The sequence below is a fragment of the Methylobacterium indicum genome (assembly GCF_017347565.1).
In the GTDB taxonomy this organism is placed as follows: Bacteria; Pseudomonadota; Alphaproteobacteria; order Rhizobiales; family Beijerinckiaceae; genus Methylobacterium; species Methylobacterium indicum.
This window is the reverse complement of the sequence record NZ_AP024146.1, coordinates 21,437-40,292: the sequence shown is the minus strand read 5'-3', so window position 1 is coordinate 40,292 and position 18,856 is coordinate 21,437. Positions and strand designations below refer to the sequence as shown.

Sequence of the window (18,856 nt, the reverse complement as noted above, 5' to 3'; positions counted from 1 at the left end):
CCGGGGCCGCCCGGTCCGGGCGTGCCCCGGCACATCGATGACCATGCAGAGGATCAGGGGGAGAGAATCATGGGGCTGGCCGCAGGCAACCCGCCGGCGCGGGACGGGGGATTCGCGACCGATCTCCGCTTCCGCCTGAACGGGATCGACCACGTTCTGACCGGTGTCGATCCGACCGTCCTCCTGGTCGACTGGCTGCGCTCCGGCCCGGTCGGCCTGACCGGAACCAAGAAGAGCTGCGCCCAGGGCGGCTGCGGCGCCTGCACGGTGATGCTGTCGCACTGGAACGCGGCGCGCGACGATATCGAGCACCGTGCGGTCAATGCCTGCCTGCGGCCGCTCTGCGCGATCGACGGCATGGAGGTCACCACGATCGAGGGCACCGGCAGCTGCCGCACCGAGCTCAGCCCGGTCCAGTACCGGGTGGCCAAGGAGAACGGCTCGCAATGCGGGTTCTGCACGCCCGGCTTCGTGATGACGATGCACGCCTTCCTGGTGGAGAACCGCGGCCGGCCGATCCTTCAGAAGGAGATCGAGGCGGCCTTCGACGGCAACCTGTGCCGCTGCACCGGCTACCGGCCGATCCTCTACGCGATGCGCCATTTCGCGTCCGACTGGAGCCCGGACGACGAGGCGGGCTGCCTGCGCACCGAGGTCGATCCCGCAGAGCGGGTGCCGCATGCCCGCGCCGTCGCGGTGCCGCGCGGCCCGGCCCGCGAGGCGCCGCGGGCGCTCCACTATCGCGGCGGGCACCACCAGTGGTTCCGGGTCACCAGCCTCGCGCAGTTGCACGCGCTTCTCGCCGAGCACGACGATCCGTCCGACGTCCGGCTCGTCGGCGGCAATACCGGGACCGGCGTCTACGGACGCCTCGTCGAGGATCCGCGGGTCCTGATCGACGTGTCGCTGCTGCCCGAGTTGCACGACCTCGCAGCCGAGGCCGGCGGCCTGCGTCTCGGAGGCGCCGTTACCTACGCCAGCCTGATCGAGGCCCTCGACGGCTGGCTCGCCGACCCCGGCACGCCGCGCGAGCGGCATCCGAGCCTCTCGGCCCTGCGCTACATGGCGGGGCGGACCGCCGGGGCGATCGTGCGCAACGCCGCGACGCTCGCCGGGAACACCATGCTGACGGTCCGCCACGTCGCGCACGGCGTGCCGTTCCCCTCCGACCTGTTCACGGCACTCGCCGCCCTCGACGCCTCGATCCGGCTCGGCCTTCCCGACGTGACCCTGGACCTGCCGGTCCTCGACTTCGCGGCGGCCTATGCGGACGACCCGCGGCTCCAGCGCGGCGTGATCCTGGGCTACGACGTGCCCTGGACCCGCGCCAGCGAGCATGCCCGGACCTTCAAGGTGGCCCTGCGCGAGGTGAACGCCCATTCGATCGTCAATGGCGGCTTCCGGGTGCGGCTCGGCGAGGACGGCCGGATCGAGGAGGCGCGCATCGTGCTCGGCGGGATCGGCCCGCTGGCCTTCCGCTGCGCGCAGGCGGAGGAGGTTCTGACCGGCCGCTCCTTCGCGGCGGAGACCCTCGCGGAGGCGCTGACGGCGTTGCGCCGCGACGTCGCGGAGGCCCTCGCCCGAAGCCGGGAGCGCATGCAGGGGCTCCCCGACGAGGGCTTCAGCGCCGAGTACCGCACCCACCTCGCGGAGAGCTACCTCTACCAGTTCTTCGTCCACGTCCTGGAGCAGGTGGCGCCGGGCAACGTCCCGGCACCCTTGCGCTCGGCGGGACTGCGCCCGGAGCGGCCGCTCAGCACCGGCCGGCAGGCCTATGAGGCCGATCCGGCGACCTATCCGGTCGGCCGGCCGCTCATCAAGCTCGGGGGGTTCCTGCAGGCGTCGGGAGAAGCGGTCTACACACACGACCTGCCCCTGCCCGAACGGGGCCTGCAGGCCGCGGTGGTGACGAGTGCCCGGACCCTCGCCGACTTCACCTACCGCCTGCCCGAAGGGGCGGGCGGGCCGGTGGCCCCGGCCGAGCTCTGCGCCTACCTGCGCGGGCGCTACCAGACCTTTGTCGATTACGTCGGCGCGGGCGACATCCCGCCGAAGGGGACGAACGGCCGGGCGTCGGAGGATCCGAATTACGCCGACCCGATCTTCGCCGACGGCTTCGTCACCTCCTACGGCCAGTGCATCGGCCTCGTCCTGGCGACGGACGAGGCGGCGGCGATCGAGATCGCGGCCTTCGTGGCCCACACCTGCATCGACTACGTCGATGCGGGACGGCCGATCCTGGGCATCGACGAGGCCCTGAACCGCCACAGCCTCTTCCCGGATGCGGGTGTCGACACCCACATCTGGAAGGTGCGCAGACCCGGCTCCGACTTGGCCTGGAGAGACGACCGGGGCGAGACGACGCTCCACGGTCGTCCCTGCCGGGTCGTCTCCGGCCGCCAGGAGAGCGGATCGCAGCTGCACTTCTACATGGAGACGCAGTCCTGCCTGGCGGTCCCGGCGCCACGCAGCCAGATCGTGATCCATCCCTCGAGCCAGAGCCCCGACGCCGTCCATACCAGCGTCATGCGCACGCTCGCGATCCCGGCCAACCACGTCGACGTGCAGATCGAGCGCGTCGGGGGCGGCTACGGCGGCAAGACCACCCGCTCGCCCTACGTCGCCGCGGCGGTCGCGGTCGCGGCCTGGAAGCACTTCCGCCCCGTGCGGCTCGCCATGCGGCGCGAGAACGACAGCGCCATGATCGGCCACCGCCATCCCCTGCGCGGCGACTATGCCCTGGCCATCGCGACGGGAGCCGACAATCCCGACGAGAAGGGGCGGATCCTGGGGATGAGCACCGCCTTCCATGCCGATGGCGGCGCCACCTACGATTGCTCCTTCGTGGTGATGGACTGCATCCAGCTGCGCTGCGACAGCGCCTACATGGTCCGGAACTACGAGACCTCCGGCGAGGTCTGCCGGACCAACACCGCCAGCAACGGGGCGATGCGCACGATGGGCCTGATCCAGGCGATCCTCGTCCAGGAGGATGCCATCGAGCAGGCGGCCCACGCGATCGGGATGCTGCCGGAGGCGGTGCGGGGCAAGAACCTCTACCGGCAAGGCGAGACCACGCCCTTCGGCCAAGTCGTCGATTACTGCTACCTCGACGCCGTCTGGGAGCGCATCGGCCGGACCTCCGACTTCGCGCGCCGCCGCGACGCGGTCGAGGCCTTCAACGCCGAGAACCGCTGGCGCAAGCGCGGCATCTCGATGATCCCGGTCAAGTACGGCAGCGGCTACAACCTCTCCCTGCTCGAGCAGGCAGGCGCGCTGATCGAGGTGTTCGACCAGGACGGCTCCGTGCTCCTGCGCCACGGCGGCGTCGAGATGGGGCAGGGGCTCCTCACCAAGGTCGCGCAGATCGCGGCGCTCGCCCTCAACCTGCCGCTCTCCCTGATCGAGACCTCGGCAACGGACACGCAGGTCGTGCCCAACCCGACCGGCACGGGCGCCTCGACGGGCACGGCCTATAACGGCGGTGCCGTGCAGGCTGCCTGCGGAATCCTGCGCCAGCGGCTCGAACTGTTCTGCCTCGAGCAGCTGCATGCCCGGGGCCCGGCCTGGTGCCGCCAGAAGGGCATCAACTTCTGGGACCACGACGAGGGTTGGCAGGCGCAGGTCGTCCTGCCGGGCGCGAGCGGGCCCAGCCTGATCTGGAGCAACATCGTCAGCCTCGCCTATGCCGCCCGGGTCAACCTGTCCGAGCAGGTGCGCTTCGTGCAGGCCGGCGGCGAGGCGGTCGATTCCGGTCTGATCTTCAAGCCGGGCGTGAGCGAGCCGGTCGACCATTTCACCGGCTTCACCTTCAGCGCGGCCTGCACGGAGGTGGAAATCGACGTGCTCACCGGCGAGACCACGGTGCTGCGCGCCGACATCCTCTACGACATGGGCCGCAGCCTGAACCCGGCGATCGATCTCGGGCAGGTAGAGGGCGCCTTCGTGATGGGGCTGGGCTACGTCCTGACGGAGGAGGTGGTGCACCAGCCCGACGGTCCGGACCGGGGCAGGCTGAACACCGACAACACCTGGGCCTACAAGGTGCCGGCCGCCACGACGATCCCGCTCGCCTTCAACGTCGACCTCTTCCCGCGCTCCGACGCGCCGGGCGTGCCGGAGAACCCCTACGACCTGCTCTCCTCCAAGGAGGTCGGCGAGCCGCCCCTGGTGCTCGCGGCGACCGCGTATTTCGCGGTCAAGCATGCCGTCCTCGCTGCCAGACGGGATCGTGGCAGGGACGAGTGGTTCTTCCTGCCGGCGCCCGCCACGGTCCAGCGCATCCGCGAGGCCTGCCTCGTCGAGGCCGGCGATCTCACCCTCCAGTGAGGCGACACGTCCCGGGCGGGCTTGCCCGCCGGGGACCCTTTCCGATCCGTCCGCGTCCCCCAGGGCCGCGGCTCTCCCTGAAAACCAAACGGAGATTCCGTCCGATGAGGCGTTCGCACCTGTCCGCGGTTGGCATGCCGCTGCTCGGCCTCGTCCTCGCTGCGAGCGGCCCCGCCGCGGCCCAGCAGCAGCCCGACTATTCGAAGCTGACACCCGCCGTCCACGGCCGGATTCCCCGGGTCGTGCCAGCCTTCCCGTTCTCGGCGATCCCGCGCGAGACCCGGCCGATGTTCGACCAGTTCCTGTGGCAGAACTTCATTGCGATCATGTGGCCGTCGCGGCCGCAGGATCTCGGCGAGCCCTACCGTCCCGACGATCCGGAGGTGTGGCGGCGGGGCTACGTCGACGGGTTGCAGCCGGCCTTCCTCGGCTGGAAGACGGCCGCAGACCTCTATCCGGGCAACGGCGACGCGCCGCCCGCCTGGGACGAGGCCAGCCGCTACAATCCCTGCCGCGACCGCCAGGTCGCTGCGGCCCCCAGCGCGGGGCCGATGATCCTCGCCCGCACGAGCAAGTTCGGCACCATCGCCGACGAGGTCGACCAGGCCTTCGCCGGCCCGCTGATCGACCAGACCGGGCTGCTCACGCGCTACGAGGTCCGGGTCAACCGGGCCGAGTACGACTACATCCGCGGCAAGGGTTACTACAACCGCTCGGCCTGGCCGTCGAAGCCCCAGGATCCCCCGATCTCGTTCCCGCAGAGCACGCCAGACCGGCTCGGCGCGGTCGAGGTAAAAGCCGCTTGGCGCGACCTGTCCCGGGTCGACCCGAAGTTCCACACCCGCTTCTTCACCGCGCGGGCGCTCGCGGTCGAAGCCAACAGCTGCAAGACGACGAATCCACTCAGCGGCTGCGCCTGCAAGGAAGTCACCGTCGGCCTCGTCGGCTTCCACGTCGCGCACAAGACCGAGCAATTCCCGCAATGGGTCTGGGGCACCTTCGAGCAGGTCGACAACCTCGGCGAGGACCCCTCGATGCCGGCCGGCATGACGCCGTCCTACTACGACGGCACGCGCGCCAACCCGCCCCAGCACCCCGGCTACAGCTACGAGCCCGGCAATGCCGAGGTGGCGGCCTCGCTCTCGCGCAGCGATAGCGCCAACGGGGCAGGCGCCGGGCTGAAGCCCGTCAACGTCGCGCGCCTCTCGGCCATACCCTCGACGCCGGCGACGCTGCCCACCACCACGATGAACGCGAACTATCGCAGCTCGGCGCTCAAGGGCACGGTCTGGGCCAATTACTGGCTGATCGGTACGCAGTGGTCGACGCTGCCATCCTGGCCCGCGCCGAGCCCGTTCGCGGCGACCTATCCGGGGGCGCCGCCGGCCGATTTCGGTTGCGAGGACGGCACGCCCGCGGCCGTCGGCGGTCTCGCCTTTCCCGCCTGCCAGGTCGCCAACATCACCATGGAGACCTACCACCAGTACGACAGCTGCCAGAACTGCCACCAGGGCGCCCAGCGCTTCGGGGCGGATTTCAGCTGGTCGCTCTTCCAGCGCGCCTACGATCCGACAGCCAAGAAGGCAACGGCAGACCAGCCGGTGATCCGGCGCCGGCCGGACTGACCGCCGGGCGGCGAGCCTGCCGGCGGGCTGCTGGCACGTCAGCTTTCAGGTTAAGGTGCTGGCGGTGGCGACGCCGGAGCCGATCCGTGGCGCCATCGGCGTCGATCTTGGGCCGATCGACCTCGTCGTCCCGAGCGGCGGAGAGCGCATCATGGCGCCCAAGTCCCTCGCCAGCGCCTCGCCCGACTCCGGCTGGCGCAGCGCAGCTTGTCACGCAAGCAGCTCGGCTCGAAGAACCGCGAGCATGCTGAGGAGGCGATCAAAGTTCTCACTCTGCCACCCCACCACGTGGCTCTTCGACCTGCCCGGCTCGGGCCAGCCCCAGACGGTCTTGTTTTGGCGGTGACGAGCCAGCGCCGGACCGCGAGAGCGGCTCCGGTCGATAGCGATACACAGATCAGCAACAATATGACCCGCCACATGAACGGCGAGAGACTTGAACGATTAGATCCGGTCAGTATTTTCTGAGTGATTTTTACTAGACAGGCTTAACGATTTGTCGTATGTGGCGATTCAAGCAGGTGTGCTGGCGGGAGGTTTCGATGAATTCCTCGCGTACCCTTGTTTATCCGATATTCGGAGAGCCGTCGATAGGCGATGACGGGGTCTCTGCCGACCCTTTCGGGTTTTTCCTGGCGCATGAATCGGATGATGCCGTCTATGACCAGATCCGACAACTTCTGACGACGAAGACGGTCGGGTTCAAGCGATCGCGATTGCCTGACGATGGTCTTTATCGACTGAGCGACATCTACGGCTCGCGAGGCGAAAGAGTCGACGGGATGATCCGCGAGGCGGGGAAAATCGTCTTCCACGCCGTCGGCGATACCGGTGCCAGTGATGTGCGGATCTACCGCGAAGAGCTGCGCGTGGCCGACCAGATGTCGACCGATTGCCGCACGTTCAAAATCGACAACAAGCCGTCGTTCTTCTTTCATCTCGGCGATGTTGTCTACAGCTTTGGTGAGTCCGAGCATTACTACACGCAGTTCTACGAACCTTTCCGCGATTATTCCGCGCCGATCGTGGCGATTCCGGGCAACCACGACTCGTTCCTCAGGCCGGGCATCGACGTCGCCGAGGCGCCGCTGACCGTCTTCGCGCGGAACTTCTGTGCCACCGCGCCGACGATCACACCGGAGGCCGGGGCTCTGCACCGCACGGCCGCGACGCAGCCAGGGGTCTACTTCGCCCTCGACGCGCCGTTCGTGCGCATCATCGCGCTGTTCAGCAACGCGCTGGAGGATCCGGGTGTCGTCTCGAGCGGCGGCGGCCGCTGGCCGGGCGTTCCCGACCACCAGTTGTCGTTCCTGCGAGCGCAGCTGCGCAAGGTGAAGGAGGAGGCCTATGCGGGAGCCCTGCTCTTCGCCACCCACCACCCGCCCTTCTCCTACGAGCCGCCGCCCGGGCAGGCGAACCCGCCGGGGCATCATGGCAGCAGCACCGCGATGCTGCGGGAGATCGACGACATCTGCCGTGAGGTCGGCGTCTATCCGCATGCCTGGCTGTCGGCGCATTCGCACAACTACCAGCGCTACACCCGCACAGTCGCGGTCGGCGACGCCGTCTATCAAGTGCCGTTCGTCGTCTGCGGGAACGGCGGCCACAACGTGAACCCGCTGCTCAAGGATGCGCACGGGGACCGGGTGGACGGTCCGGAGAGCGACATCGGTGTGAACCACATGGACCCCTCGGCCGGGATCTCGCGCGGGTTGCACTTCGAGAAGTACGACGACCAGGGCTACGGCTACCTGCGCGTGGCCGTCGATGCGGAGGTCCTGCGGATCGCCTATCATCAGGTCGGCGACCGCGGCCTCCTGCAATCCCGCTACGACCTCGTGACCGTGGACCTGACGTCGCACAGGCTGGCGGCGAATTCGAACGCGTCGAGGGCGGAGGGGCCACCGCAACGAAACGCTGCGACGGCTCCGTCGCCGCCGGCCGGCTGAGGATCATCCCGCCGGCCGCGAACAGCTTGTGCCGAAGCGGTGGCCGGTCCGGCGGCGGATCATGCTTCAGGACCGGAGGCCTGGGCGGAACCGGATTCCGCGGTCCCGCTCAGGGTCTCAGGTGCACGCGCGAGAGATACGACGCCAACGGGGAGGTGCCGGCCATGCGCACGCGGCAGGTCAATGCGGGCCTGACGGTCAACGCCGTCGCGGGCTGTCACGTCGTCGTGCTCGGCCTTGATGTCGCGCCGGAACTGCGCCCCACCTTGCGCGGCTTTGCGGTCAAGCGGACGGACCACGCCCGGCAGGAAACCTACTGGATGCAGGGTTCGAAGACCTTCCGGAGCCTGGATCCGCACCCGGTCCAGGGAGTGCGCTATTCGAGCCTGCAGTTCCCGTTCCAGACCTTCCAATGGTCCGACTACGCCGTCGCGCCGGGCACGGACTACACCTACACGGTCGTGGCGCTCTACGGCAGCGTATCGGCACTGGAGCAGCGCGTCGCCACGGAGGTGCGCGTGACGACCGAGCCGCTCGCGGGCACGCACGAGGTCGCCTTCAACCGCGGCGCTGCGGCGAGCCAGGAATATGCCCGCCGCTTCCAGAACCGGAAGCCGCGCGACGTCGGTCAGGCCGCCTACGACTGGCTGTCGCGCGGCCTGTTCGAGAGCATCGTCGGCTTCATCCGGGAAGCGCGGGACGGGCATTTCGCGCTCAAAGGGGCATTCTACGAGTTCCAGTGGGACGGCGTCCTCGCGGAGCTGCGCGCCGCGCTCGACCGGACGGTCGAGGTCCGCATCGTGTTCGACGACATCGACAATGCGTCGGGACCGCACGGGGACAACGAGGATGCGATCGCGCGCAACCGGCTGGCGGGCGCGGCGATCCCGAGGACCCACGGCACCCTGATGCACAACAAGTTCCTGGTCCTGATCGAGGACGGCGCGCCGCAGGCGGTGCTGTTCGGCTCGACCAACCTCACCGAGAACGGTCTCTACGGGCACGCCAACTGCGCCCACGTCGTGCGCGATCCCGCCCTCGCCGCGACCTACCTCGCCTATTTCGAAAAACTCGCTGCCGACCCGGCGACGGGCGCCGCCGGCACCTACCGGCGCTGGACCGCCGCGACGACGCCCGCCCCGCCGCCGGATTTTCCGAACGGCGTCGCCCCCGTCTTCTCGCCGCGACCGGATCTCGGTGCCCTCGACTGGTACGCCGCGCTCGCCGGCGCGGCGACCGGGGCGCTGTTCATGACCTTCGCCTTCGGCATGGCCGCTCAGTTCAAGGCCGTCTACGGCCGGGACGACGACATCCTGCGCTTCGGCCTGATGGAGAAGGAGTGGAACGGCGCCAACAAGGCGGCGCAGATCGCGGCCGTGCAGGCGTTGCAGGCCCGGCCCAACGTCGTCATCGCCATCGGCAACCGGATCCCGCTCAACGGCTTCGACCAGTGGCTCGGCGAGATCGACCGGATCGTTCCCGAGGCCAACGTCCACTGGATCCACCTGAAGTTCATGCTGGTCGATCCGCTCTCCGCCCACCCGACCGTCGTCACCGGCTCGGCCAACTTCAGCGATGCGAGCACCCGGCGCAACGACGAGAACATGCTGGTGATCAAAGACGACCTACGCGTCGCCGACATCTATTTCGGTGAGTACATGCGCCTCTATTCGCACTACGCATATCGCGAGGCGGTGAAGATCTTCCTCGACCGGCATCCGGACGCCAAGCCGGAGGACATGACGCTGAGCTACCTAGCCGAGGATGGAGACTGGACCGCCCCGTACTTCGACCCGGACGACCGGAGCGCCCGGATGGCGCGTCGGCTCTACTTTGCCGGCGCGCAGCCCTGACGCGCCCCCGACCCGGCCCGCGACCGACCCGCCCGCGACAGGAGCGCGACTCCGATGCCACCCTCCACGATCATGCTGATCCGCCACGGCGAAAAGCCGACCAGGGATCCCTCGGTCTTCGGCGTCGACAAGACCGGCCGGGAAGACGAGGACGATCTGTCGGTGCGCGGCTGGCAGCGGGCGGGGGCGCTCGCCCGGTTCTTCCTGCCGCGCGCCGGCGCCCCGGTGCCGCCGCTCGCCGTCCCAACCCGGCTCTACGCGCCGGATCCGACCGCCAAGCGGCCGAGCAAGCGGGCCCTGCACACGCTCGGGCCGCTCGCCCACCTGAGCGGGATCGCGCGCGACACGCGGTTCCACGTCGGCGAGGAGGCCGACCTCGCCGCGGCCGTGCTCTCCGCGACGGGCGTCGCCCTCGTCGCCTGGGAGCACCGGCGCATCGCGGACATCGTCGCGCATCTCACCGCCGGGGCGGTGACGGCGCCGTTCTGGCCCGAGGACAGGTTCGACGTCGTGATCGTCCTCGACCGGGCGCCGGGCTGGCGCCTGACGCAGGCGTTCCAGATGCTGCTGCCGGGGGACACGGACAACCCGCTGCCCGCGACGGGCGAGGACGAGGAGAACGGGACATGACTCTGCCCTATGGTTACGTGCGGGCGACGCTGGCCGGCGAGCCGGTGCTGAAGGCCACCCGGCGGCCGAACGAGACCCAGTACCATCTGCACGCGGCGTTGAAAGTCGGGGATGGAACCTGGGACGTCGCCATCAACGTCGGAACGACGGATGACGACGATCGCCTGAAGTATAAACTGGCCTTCGACTATGCGAACTCGATGCTGCAGGCGCTCGCGGATGGGCCGACGGGCACCACGGACCTCACCGGGACTCGGGCGCCGCCGGCCCTCGACTTCCTGCGTGGCGACGTGCTGGACGGAACGGGACGCTGGCGCGACAGCGACGTCATGGACGGGTCCGACCACCCCGAGCCGCTCGCCTCGCTCAAGCGCCTGCTGCTGCGCGCGCACGCCGAGGGTCTCGAGGTCTTCGTCTTCGGGCGGTTCTTCCGGGAGGGAGACGGCATCCACGACGTGCACATGAACCAGGGCTCGACCAAGCGCTTCCTCCATCGCCCGGGCGACGACGGGAACGACCACAACGACGTGTGGCAGGATGGGGCGCTCCTGGTGAGGCTGCCGGACGACCGGTGGGTCGCGTACGTCTCGGCGTTCACGCAGCAACTCGTCCCGACCGACGACCTCGGCAACCCGACACCGGACGCCAAGCCTGTGTCGTGAGCGCGGACCGGGTGGGCCGGGGCGGCCATGCCCTACAGGGGATGGCAAAAATTCGACAACAGAACTGAGAGATGCTTCCTTTGATCTTTGTTGTTGCACGGGCATGCACGCAAAGAAAGAATGCCGCAATCTCTGGCATGGCAGCGAAAATTCGAGATGGCTCAATGGCCCCCGACGATCTCAGACTTGCCCGAGATCGAACCGATGCGTCAACATCTTGGGTCATTGATATCATATCTGTCTCAGGCAAACCGTAGGGCGTCATATTCCGCGTCTTGCGGCATTCACTCCAGGATGCCCGCGATGCACGGGGTGGACATGACCGGTTGCCTGCCCGTCGGCTCGTCCATCAAAGGGACAGGAGCGTGACCGCTGAGAAGGGCTACGCTCTGTGGCGGCTTCGAACGGCCTGATCCAGAGCCCGGCCCGGCGAGGCCTCGATCCCTCGACCGCTGATCTCGGCTCCAGCATTGCGGCCGCCGTCGACGAACGGCGAGGTGCGGGCCCGGACCGTGCACCACCGGGCGGCTCGGACCATCCTGCGGGTGGCCGAGATCGGGCAGACCATCGATTGGGTCCGCGCGCCGACACGAGCGAGCGCCCGCCTCGGCGACGAGAGGCCGCAACGTGCTAAGTCCCGTTCTTCGCCATGATTGAGAAAGAACACGCAGGAATTCAATCTCTCCAAGGCTCAATCCTGCCCGTGCGACGAGCAGGATCAGCGGCAGTGTCGAGACCGCAGGGGCGACATCACAGCCCCGACGCCCTGGTCAGGTTGACCCGGAAGCGCTCGCGTCGCCGCTGGTACCGCCGCGTCATCTCGGCCGAGGCGTGCCCGAGCTGGCGCTGCACCAGCGCCTCCTCCACCTCCGCCGAGCTCGCCAGGCCCGCCCGCAGCGAGTGACCCGCGAAGGCCAGCGCCCGCTCGCCCTCCGGCAGATCTCCGCGCAGGCCCGCCGCCAGAGCCGTGCGCTTGACCAGCCGCACCACGTGCTTGTCGGTCAGCCGGGCCGCCGAGACCACGCCCTTGGCTCCGGCAATCGACCGGAACACCGGCCCGTGGGCGATCCGCCCCAGCCGCAGCCACGTCTCCAGCGCTAGAACCGGGCAGCTGCGCTCCGACGAGCCGCGCCCGACCTCGACCGTGCGCCAGCCCGTCTTGCCGCGCACCGTCAGCAGCGCGCCCTCCGCCAGGATCTCGATCCAGCTCGCGCCGTCCGTCGTCTGGCGCGGGCCGCAATCGAGCCCGACGATCTCCGAGCGGCGCAAGCCGCCGGCGAACCCGAGGAGCAGGATCGCCTTGTCGCGTAAGCCGCGCAGGTCGGATTCGAGCGTTGCCACCATGGCGAGCAGGTCCTCGCCAAGCACCGCCTCCTTCTGGCGCGGCGGACGGGCGTGGCTGCGGCGGATGCCGGCCATGACATCGGTGATGTGGCGGTCGTCGCGCGCGAGCGGCGTACCGGCCGAGCGATAGTGGGTGGTGAGGGCGGCCAGCCGGCGCTCGAGGGTGGCGACGCTCACTTTGGGCAGGCCGTGGCCGTCAGCGGCGGCGGCGAGGAAGAGCCCGACGATGCGGGGGTCGGGGACGAGGGGGTCGAGGCCCTGGCGCAGGCACCAGCGCTCGAACAGCTGCCAGTCCGAGGCGTAGGCGCGGCGGGTGTTGGGGCTGTCCTTGCGGGCGGCGTAGGCGCGGGCCGCCTCGGCGAGCGGCTGGAGCGCCGGCAGCGGCGATCCGGCGCGTTCGCTCGGCTCGTCCGCGCTCGACACCGCGTCCGACATCAGAGGAACGGCGGGCAGGCCGGCGGCCTCTTCCACGGCGGGCAGAGAGGTGTGCTGCGAGTGCGAGGGGAGGGGTTCGGCCATGATTCCGGGACCATGGCTCGCCGTGTCCGATAATGCAATCTTACCGGACACAGCGATGGTGCTGACACCTGCGGCGGTTTGAACTTCTTAACACTGACAAAGCGCCGTCAGTGGGTTAGCGTGGCACATGGATCAGGTCGCCCCAGCTCCTTCCCGACCGGCTCGCCGCACAACCCGGGCGGCGGCCACTCCCGCCCACAACCCATTGATTCCGCAGCCGTTGCCGGCCTGGGTCCTGCAAGGCCGGGAGGAGGGCGGGGCGGCCCTCGCGGCCGGAGCCGCCCTGCTCGCTCTCGACCAGATCGTACGCGCCGCGCCGCCCTGGCTTGGCACCGTGCGCCTGCGTCAGGCCCTCATCGCCGCCGCTGCGACCGGCCGCCTGCTCCGCCTGCGCGAGGACGTCGCCGCCTTTCGCGACGCCCACCACCTCACCCGGCCGGCCGACGATCCCGGACCCGCTGGCCACCTCCACCGCGCCTGGCGCAGCCTCGCCTCGCAGCCCGCGCGGCTCGAACCGGCGGGTCTCGCCCGCCTCGCTGGGCCGCTGGCGCTTGCCGTCGCTCCCGAGGATCTCCTGGTGGCGGTCGGCGACCACGTTTCCGTCGATCCAGTCACCGCCGCCGCGATCGCCACCGCGCGCCTGCACGCTGCGAAACCCGGTCCGGATGGCGACCTCCTCGGCCTGATGCTCGCCGATCTCGTCCTCGCCGCTCGCCTCGGCTGGGCCCACCCGGTCCCGCTGCTCGCCACCGCCCTGGCGCATCCCGCGCTGCGCGCGCGGCTCGCACGCCGCCACGCACCCGCGGGCGACCTCGATTGGATCGGCACCTGCCAAGCAGCCTACGCCACGGCGGCGGCCGAGACCTACGCCCGCGCGCGCGACCTCGCCCGGCGCGCGGACGCGCTGACGAACGCGATGCAGGTCGTTCGCACGAAGGGCGCCTCCCACGGCCTTGCCGCTCTACTCGCAGACGACGTCGTGGCGGCGACCGACCTCACTGGCCTCGGCTCAGAGAGGGCCGCTCGCCGTTTCCTCGACCGTCTGGTCGCCCTCGGGGCCGTACGCGAGCACACCGGCCGCGCGACGTTCCGCCTGTACGGGCTCTGACATGGCCCGCCCGCGATCCCGCCCGTTCGATCCCGCTCTCGCCGGCCTGCCGCCCGAGGCGCGCTGGCGCGCCTGGATGGGGCACGTCGAGGCCGTGCTTTTCGCCTCGCCCACGCCGGTTCCGCGCGAGACCCTGGCCCGGGTCGTCGGCCTGGAATGCCGGCTCGACGCACTGATCGCCGACATCCGCGAAGAGTTGCGGGCGCGGCCCTACGAGCTCGTTGCGGTCGCCGGCGGTTGGCAGCTGCGCACGCGGGCGGAGTTCGCACCCGCCATTCGGGCTGCCGGCACCGTCACGGAGGAGGCAAGTGGAGGGGCGCTGACGGCGGGCGACCAGCTGGCGCTCGCCGCCATCGCCTATCTTCAGCCGGTGACCCGGATGGCGCTCTCCCGGGTGCTCGGCAAGGAGGTGAGCCGGGACGTGATCGCGCGGCTCAAGCGGCTCGATCTCCTCGGAGCCGGCCCGCGCTCGCCGGAGCCGGGCGCGCCGCTGACGTATGTCACCACGCCGACGTTCCTCGCCCGGTTCGGTCTCGCTTCGCTTCGCGATCTGCCCGATATCGAGGCGCTTGAGGAGGCAGGGTTGCTCGACCTGGATGGGGCAGCCGAAGCGCCCTCCGATCCCTTCGATGCCCTGTTGGGGTTATCGGACGGGGAGGCATTGTGACAAATCTGTCCCCTCAAGGGAATTCCCGTGCCTTACGACACGAGTTCCTGCTTCGTCGGGGCGGCGGCCGGTTCATGCACAGGCATCCCCCTAGATGGTGTGCTCGGATCAAAATCAATCACAGCCATCGCAGCGTATTAAGCAAATCAGGCGGCTGTTTTTTATGATCAATAATGTTGGATCCGACCATGATCGCCAATCTAAAATGCTCGGCCTTTGCAGAAATTAGCTCGGAGATGAGCGTATGCGCGAATCCATACTTGGGTATCGCCCGCAATCGAAATGAGCGATTTATTACGACAGCCAAAATCTGTCGCTTTATCGCCCCTTATTGACGTCCAACAGGCAAATTCATGACCCCGGAGTTCTATTCTCTGTTGTCCAATAGTAGTTGGATCCAGGTCGGCGCTAGATAAGGCGTTGAGGTCGAACCGCTCAATATTTTTTACGAAGCTTTCAGTGCCGTTTGGATGTAAGGTTGTCCAATCCGTGATGAGTTGATATTTACACGAATCGATTCTTTCGACACGCTTAGCCATGCGCCATCTGTCGCCATTGTCTCTAGCTGGACTAAGATAGTCATTGCTGGCAGTTGAGCGATTGTGTTCACCGATTAAGACATAGGTAGCCGTTTCGTATTCTGATTGAGCCTTCGCACAAATAGTTGATATAATTACCATGGATACTGAAAGCAATATCTTTTGCATTGATCTCACCCTTTTCCTTAGAGGGCTGGTATGCCTTGTGATCAGTGTGGCCGCAAGGTGCTGCCTGTTGGCTTGCCGCAAGGGGTCAATACTCAATTAGGATCAAGAATTGATGACGGCGGCCAGGGCGAGCACCGAGGCAGAGTTGCGGACGAACTTGTCGTAGAGAATGGCGAGGAGGCGGAAGTCCTTGAGGCGGCAGAATACCGCGAGGCATCAGAACACCGCCTCGTTCTGCTGGCGATCCCGATAGCGCCGCGTTCGCTGCGAGGAACTGGGTGAGGTCGACTGGAGGCGCGGCATGCCCAGCGCGAAGCCTTCCCCGACTGCCACAAGCCGATTGGGTAGGATGGACGGCGCCGCGAGCTGCCCCGCGGTTCGAGGCCGCGGTCGGCGTCTGATACCCGGCAGGCAGCGCGTCGGCGAGCAACGCGGCCCGACGGCGTGGGCATACCTCGGTGCGGGCCTATTTTCGGCAGCTAGGCGGATGGCTAGGGTCAAAACCCACTCAGCTCGACCGTGCGAAGGGCCGTTGAGGGTGGTTTGCGGAGATTAGCTCGCAGCCTGCAAGTGGATGTTTCGCCTTGCGCCATTGAAGCCACTTAAGCGCATAGAACGAGCTCTCGAAAGAAGACGCTCGTCCTTAACGTCCTGCTCCTCCTCGTCCGCCGACGCTTGTCGTGGTGTCATTGTCCTTGATGAATCCGCCAGCGCAGCCTCTCATTTAGCTTTTTTATGGTCACATTGAAAGAAATCGTATATGGGGTTGCTGCTTGATCTCTACTGGGCCGCGGCGTGTGCTCGTGGAACGATGCAGCAAACACGTTGTCAACAGCGCGCCAAGACATCCAGGCCCGCTCGGTGCCGACTTTCATAGAGACCAGATCTAAGTACTTCGCTCGTAACCAATCCCAACGCTCCTTTACAAAATCCATCTCACGGCCTGCCCCGACGTATTGTCCCGCATAGTCGTGCGGAAACTCGCTTCTTGCTTCGGCTTCGATTGCGGACTTTAGATCCTTAGGTTGAATTTCTGAGGCGAGATTGGCGAACTCCGACTGTATTGATCCTAGCGCAACATCAGAAGTTTGACCTGAAACATCTTGCGCCCAGGCATGCTCAAGATGCGGCCTGAAGGAGCTTTGTGCGCTAGCAAGGTCGGATAGAATGTCGGAGACGTGATCTAGAATAGTAAAAAATAGATTTATCTTACGTTTTCCAGCAATTAAATCAGAGTCCTCCCAAATCAGCGCTCTTTCCCATCGGTAGAACGAAAGTTCATCTAATCGGAATAACCTCTGCAGTGGAATTTCCGTCCAGACGTCCTCATATCCTATGCGTGTAGCCTGCTCAGACAGGCGTTCCATTAAACGCTTTCTGTTCATATGCTCCGCATTCTGCGGACGTTGGGTATCGTTCACAACGAGCGCCAACGGAAGAAAGCGTTCGGCGCCCAGATGCTCGATTAGCGCATCATGCAGCTTCAAAAATCGAGTACCAGTTGAGACGTCATCGATGAAAATGACAAGATCAAAGTCGTTAGCAAATGCAGTGCATGCGGCTGCGGCGTCGTCGATAGTCGCACCTCTTGCTGGTCGATCGTTTCTCGGTGTATTCCAGGCATAAGTTGTTAGATCAATATTCTTAGATTTGGCAAAATCAGTAGTGACTTGGACTGGTAGCGAATTACCCAACGGACTTTCGATAATAAGAGGGCGAACTATCGAGCGGTCCTTGAGCCAGTTGGTTAAATCATCCGCAACACTCCTAAGAGCCAGAAATTGAGAAGTTGCAACCTCAAAGAGACCATCAGCCCCAATCTCCATTATCTCATTTAAGCCATGACCGTAATCATACGCGACATCAAGCGCATGAGAACGCATGACAGTCGTGCTAAGAGTCTGCGCAACCCAGAAACGAACAGCAGCTCTCCCGATCCGATCACGCTTCGTGGAAGGCTTCAGTCGCTCGTTCCATTTCATCAACTCGACAAGCACGTCATTTCTGACTTCCTCACGATTGAACAGACTGATTATCTCTTCTCTATCCCGCTCGACATGCGACAGCATCAATCGAAGCTGAGCAGCAACCTCTCTCCCATCAGCCGGCTGTCGTAACCAATTCAGATAAGCAGATTCGTCAAAGCTCATCGGGCTATACTTTCAGTTTTGCATTTGGAATTGCATGACCAGCGGCCAGCGGAAGTTCGACGAATCAGGCTCGCCTGCGGGTTCGCTAGTCTAGTCAGCATCTGCCTGATTGGGGCATTTGATGGCGCTCAAGGTTTGGATCAGGCGGGTTCCGACCCGGGCCTCAGTCCGCTTCGCTCATCACCTCTCCCGAGAAGGACCTTCCGCCTACGGCCACCATCGGTCGCTCGTGCCACTCATCAGATCTACTGAAAGCGGACGTTGCGGGGGCCTTCCTTGGGTCCAGGCCGTGTGAGAACGCGGTTCTGGTGGTTAGGTAGGTGAGCGAGCGCTTGCAGCGAACACGCGTGCACGGGTGGGTTACGCCCGGATGGCCGAGATCAGCGCTCCAACCCCGACGATCTGGATCATCCGCTTCATGTTGTAGGCCAGAACCTGCAAGCTCATCTCTGTTCTGACCTTTGCCAGAGTACAAGTCAGGAAGTGGGTCGCCCCCATCCAGGCCTTCAGCGTGCCGAACGGATGCTCCACGATCTGTCGACGGATCAGCATTGCGTCCGGCATCCGGTCGAGCCGCCTCTGCATCGCATCGAGCACGCCCTCGTGCACCCAGCGTGCGGATCAAGGAGGCTGGGTTCGGCGCCGTGGGGGAGCTGGACCGGGAAGGCCTCGGCAGTCGCGTATTTGCGCACCATGGCACGCGCCAGCCCCATGGCACGGGCGATCCCGAGCAGCGGCTCGCCGCTGGCGTGACGGCGCCGCACCTCGTCACAGATGGTCCGCCATCGCATCCGGCTCTGTGCACCCGCCTCCAGTTCCGGCGTGCTGCGGGCGAAGGCACGGTCGCGCCTGGCGGGACGAACGGCCGAGCCAGGGAGGGGTGGAAGGTTCCGCAACCGGGCATGGGCATGGTGGAGCCAGCGTTCGATGGGCTGCCGCATGTTGATGAGTAGGTGCCAGCGATCCGCGACCTGCTGCGTTTGGTGAGCACCGATGCTTGCACCTCGGGTATACTCGGTCGAGCGATCCCGTGCGACGAGTTCGACATCGGAGTGCCGTTCGAGCCATCCGCCAGCGTCGGCGCGGTGCTTCGGGAGGAGGTCGATCACATGGTGACGGTCGAGGTCGACGCCGATCGTACCGTAGTGGCTGCCCTTCCGGATCGCCCAACCGTCGATCCCGACCCGGATAGGAGCGGGCGCGTCGGGCATCGGCAGGCGGGTAACGAGCCGCAGCACGGTCGCGCGGCTTGCCGGCATGTGCAGGTGCGCGAGGAGACGCGCGCTGCCTGAGCCATTGGGCGGGTTCCTTAG

11 protein-coding genes and 1 pseudogene are annotated in these 18,856 nt (G+C 66.7%); 8 read left to right on the top strand and 4 right to left on the bottom strand.

The window, feature by feature from the left end; translation table 11 throughout:
• Window positions 1-69: 69 nt before the first annotated feature.
• The 6 genes from miv_RS30455 to miv_RS30430 all read left to right on the top strand — a co-directional run bounded on the left by miv_RS30455 (window position 70) and on the right by miv_RS30430 (window position 11,048).
• Window positions 70-4,329, top strand: coding sequence for a molybdopterin cofactor-binding domain-containing protein (locus miv_RS30455; RefSeq protein ID WP_207183785.1), 4,260 nt, complete (start codon window positions 70-72; stop codon window positions 4,327-4,329).
• A 104-nt stretch (window positions 4,330-4,433) separates the two neighbouring features.
• Window positions 4,434-5,954, top strand: a complete 1,521-nt coding sequence (locus miv_RS30450; RefSeq protein WP_207183784.1) for a hypothetical protein — start codon at window positions 4,434-4,436, stop codon at window positions 5,952-5,954.
• Between the two features lie 542 nt (window positions 5,955-6,496).
• Window positions 6,497-7,903 carry a metallophosphoesterase family protein gene (locus miv_RS30445; protein WP_207183783.1) on the top strand — a complete coding sequence of 469 codons (1,407 nt, stop codon included), beginning with the start codon at window positions 6,497-6,499 and terminating at the stop codon, window positions 7,901-7,903.
• Between the two features lie 164 nt (window positions 7,904-8,067).
• Window positions 8,068-9,756 carry a phospholipase D-like domain-containing protein gene (locus miv_RS30440; RefSeq protein WP_207183782.1) on the top strand — a complete coding sequence of 563 codons (1,689 nt, stop codon included), beginning with the start codon at window positions 8,068-8,070 and terminating at the stop codon, window positions 9,754-9,756.
• A gap of 54 nt (window positions 9,757-9,810) precedes the next feature.
• Window positions 9,811-10,386, top strand: a complete 576-nt coding sequence (locus tag miv_RS30435; protein ID WP_207183781.1) for a histidine phosphatase family protein — start codon at window positions 9,811-9,813, stop codon at window positions 10,384-10,386.
• Window positions 10,383-11,048: a DUF2278 family protein gene (locus miv_RS30430; RefSeq protein ID WP_207183780.1), complete on the top strand. Its 666-nt coding sequence runs from the start codon at window positions 10,383-10,385 to the stop codon at window positions 11,046-11,048. Before miv_RS30435 ends, miv_RS30430 begins: the two co-directional genes overlap by 4 nt.
• A gap of 750 nt (window positions 11,049-11,798) precedes the next feature.
• Here the strand turns inward: miv_RS30430 and miv_RS30425 are convergent.
• On the bottom strand, window positions 11,799-12,911 hold the full coding sequence (locus tag miv_RS30425; protein ID WP_207183779.1) for a tyrosine-type recombinase/integrase: 1,113 nt from the start codon (window positions 12,909-12,911) through the stop codon (window positions 11,799-11,801).
• Window positions 12,912-13,131: 220 nt separating this feature from the next.
• Between miv_RS30425 and miv_RS30420 the strand changes: the two genes are divergently transcribed.
• Window positions 13,132-14,019, top strand: coding sequence for a DUF1403 family protein (locus tag miv_RS30420; protein ID WP_207183778.1), 888 nt, complete (start codon window positions 13,132-13,134; stop codon window positions 14,017-14,019).
• Window position 14,020: 1 nt separating this feature from the next.
• Window positions 14,021-14,686: an SMC-Scp complex subunit ScpB gene (scpB, locus tag miv_RS30415; RefSeq protein ID WP_207183777.1), complete on the top strand. Its 666-nt coding sequence runs from the start codon at window positions 14,021-14,023 to the stop codon at window positions 14,684-14,686.
• A gap of 1,393 nt (window positions 14,687-16,079) precedes the next feature.
• Here the strand turns inward: scpB and miv_RS30405 are convergent.
• The 3 genes and pseudogenes from miv_RS30405 to miv_RS33975 form a co-directional block, all read right to left on the bottom strand.
• Window positions 16,080-17,543, bottom strand: coding sequence for a hypothetical protein (locus tag miv_RS30405; protein WP_207183776.1), 1,464 nt, complete (start codon window positions 17,541-17,543; stop codon window positions 16,080-16,082).
• 360 nt (window positions 17,544-17,903) lie between these two features.
• Window positions 17,904-18,158: pseudogene (locus miv_RS30400) on the bottom strand (transposase); the annotation flags it as partial.
• Entirely contained in the window at window positions 18,089-18,754 is a 666-nt protein-coding gene (locus miv_RS33975; RefSeq protein WP_425312999.1) for a transposase, read from the bottom strand. The gene miv_RS33975 and the pseudogene miv_RS30400, both read right to left, overlap by 70 nt.
• Window positions 18,755-18,856: the final 102 nt, after the last annotated feature.

Coding starts and splice junctions, on each gene's coding strand:
- miv_RS30430 (WP_207183780.1), top strand. CDS start 10,383: ATGACTCTGCCCTATGGTTACGTGCGGGCGACGCTGGCCGGCGAGCCG.
- miv_RS30450 (WP_207183784.1), top strand. CDS start 4,434: ATGAGGCGTTCGCACCTGTCCGCGGTTGGCATGCCGCTGCTCGGCCTC.
- scpB (WP_207183777.1), top strand. CDS start 14,021: ATGGCCCGCCCGCGATCCCGCCCGTTCGATCCCGCTCTCGCCGGCCTG.
- miv_RS30425 (WP_207183779.1), bottom strand. CDS start 12,911: ATGGCCGAACCCCTCCCCTCGCACTCGCAGCACACCTCTCTGCCCGCC.
- miv_RS33975 (WP_425312999.1), bottom strand. CDS start 18,754: ATGCCCGACGCGCCCGCTCCTATCCGGGTCGGGATCGACGGTTGGGCG.
- miv_RS30455 (WP_207183785.1), top strand. CDS start 70: ATGGGGCTGGCCGCAGGCAACCCGCCGGCGCGGGACGGGGGATTCGCG.
- miv_RS30405 (WP_207183776.1), bottom strand. CDS start 17,543: ATGAGCTTTGACGAATCTGCTTATCTGAATTGGTTACGACAGCCGGCT.
- miv_RS30440 (WP_207183782.1), top strand. CDS start 8,068: ATGCGCACGCGGCAGGTCAATGCGGGCCTGACGGTCAACGCCGTCGCG.
- miv_RS30435 (WP_207183781.1), top strand. CDS start 9,811: ATGCCACCCTCCACGATCATGCTGATCCGCCACGGCGAAAAGCCGACC.
- miv_RS30445 (WP_207183783.1), top strand. CDS start 6,497: ATGAATTCCTCGCGTACCCTTGTTTATCCGATATTCGGAGAGCCGTCG.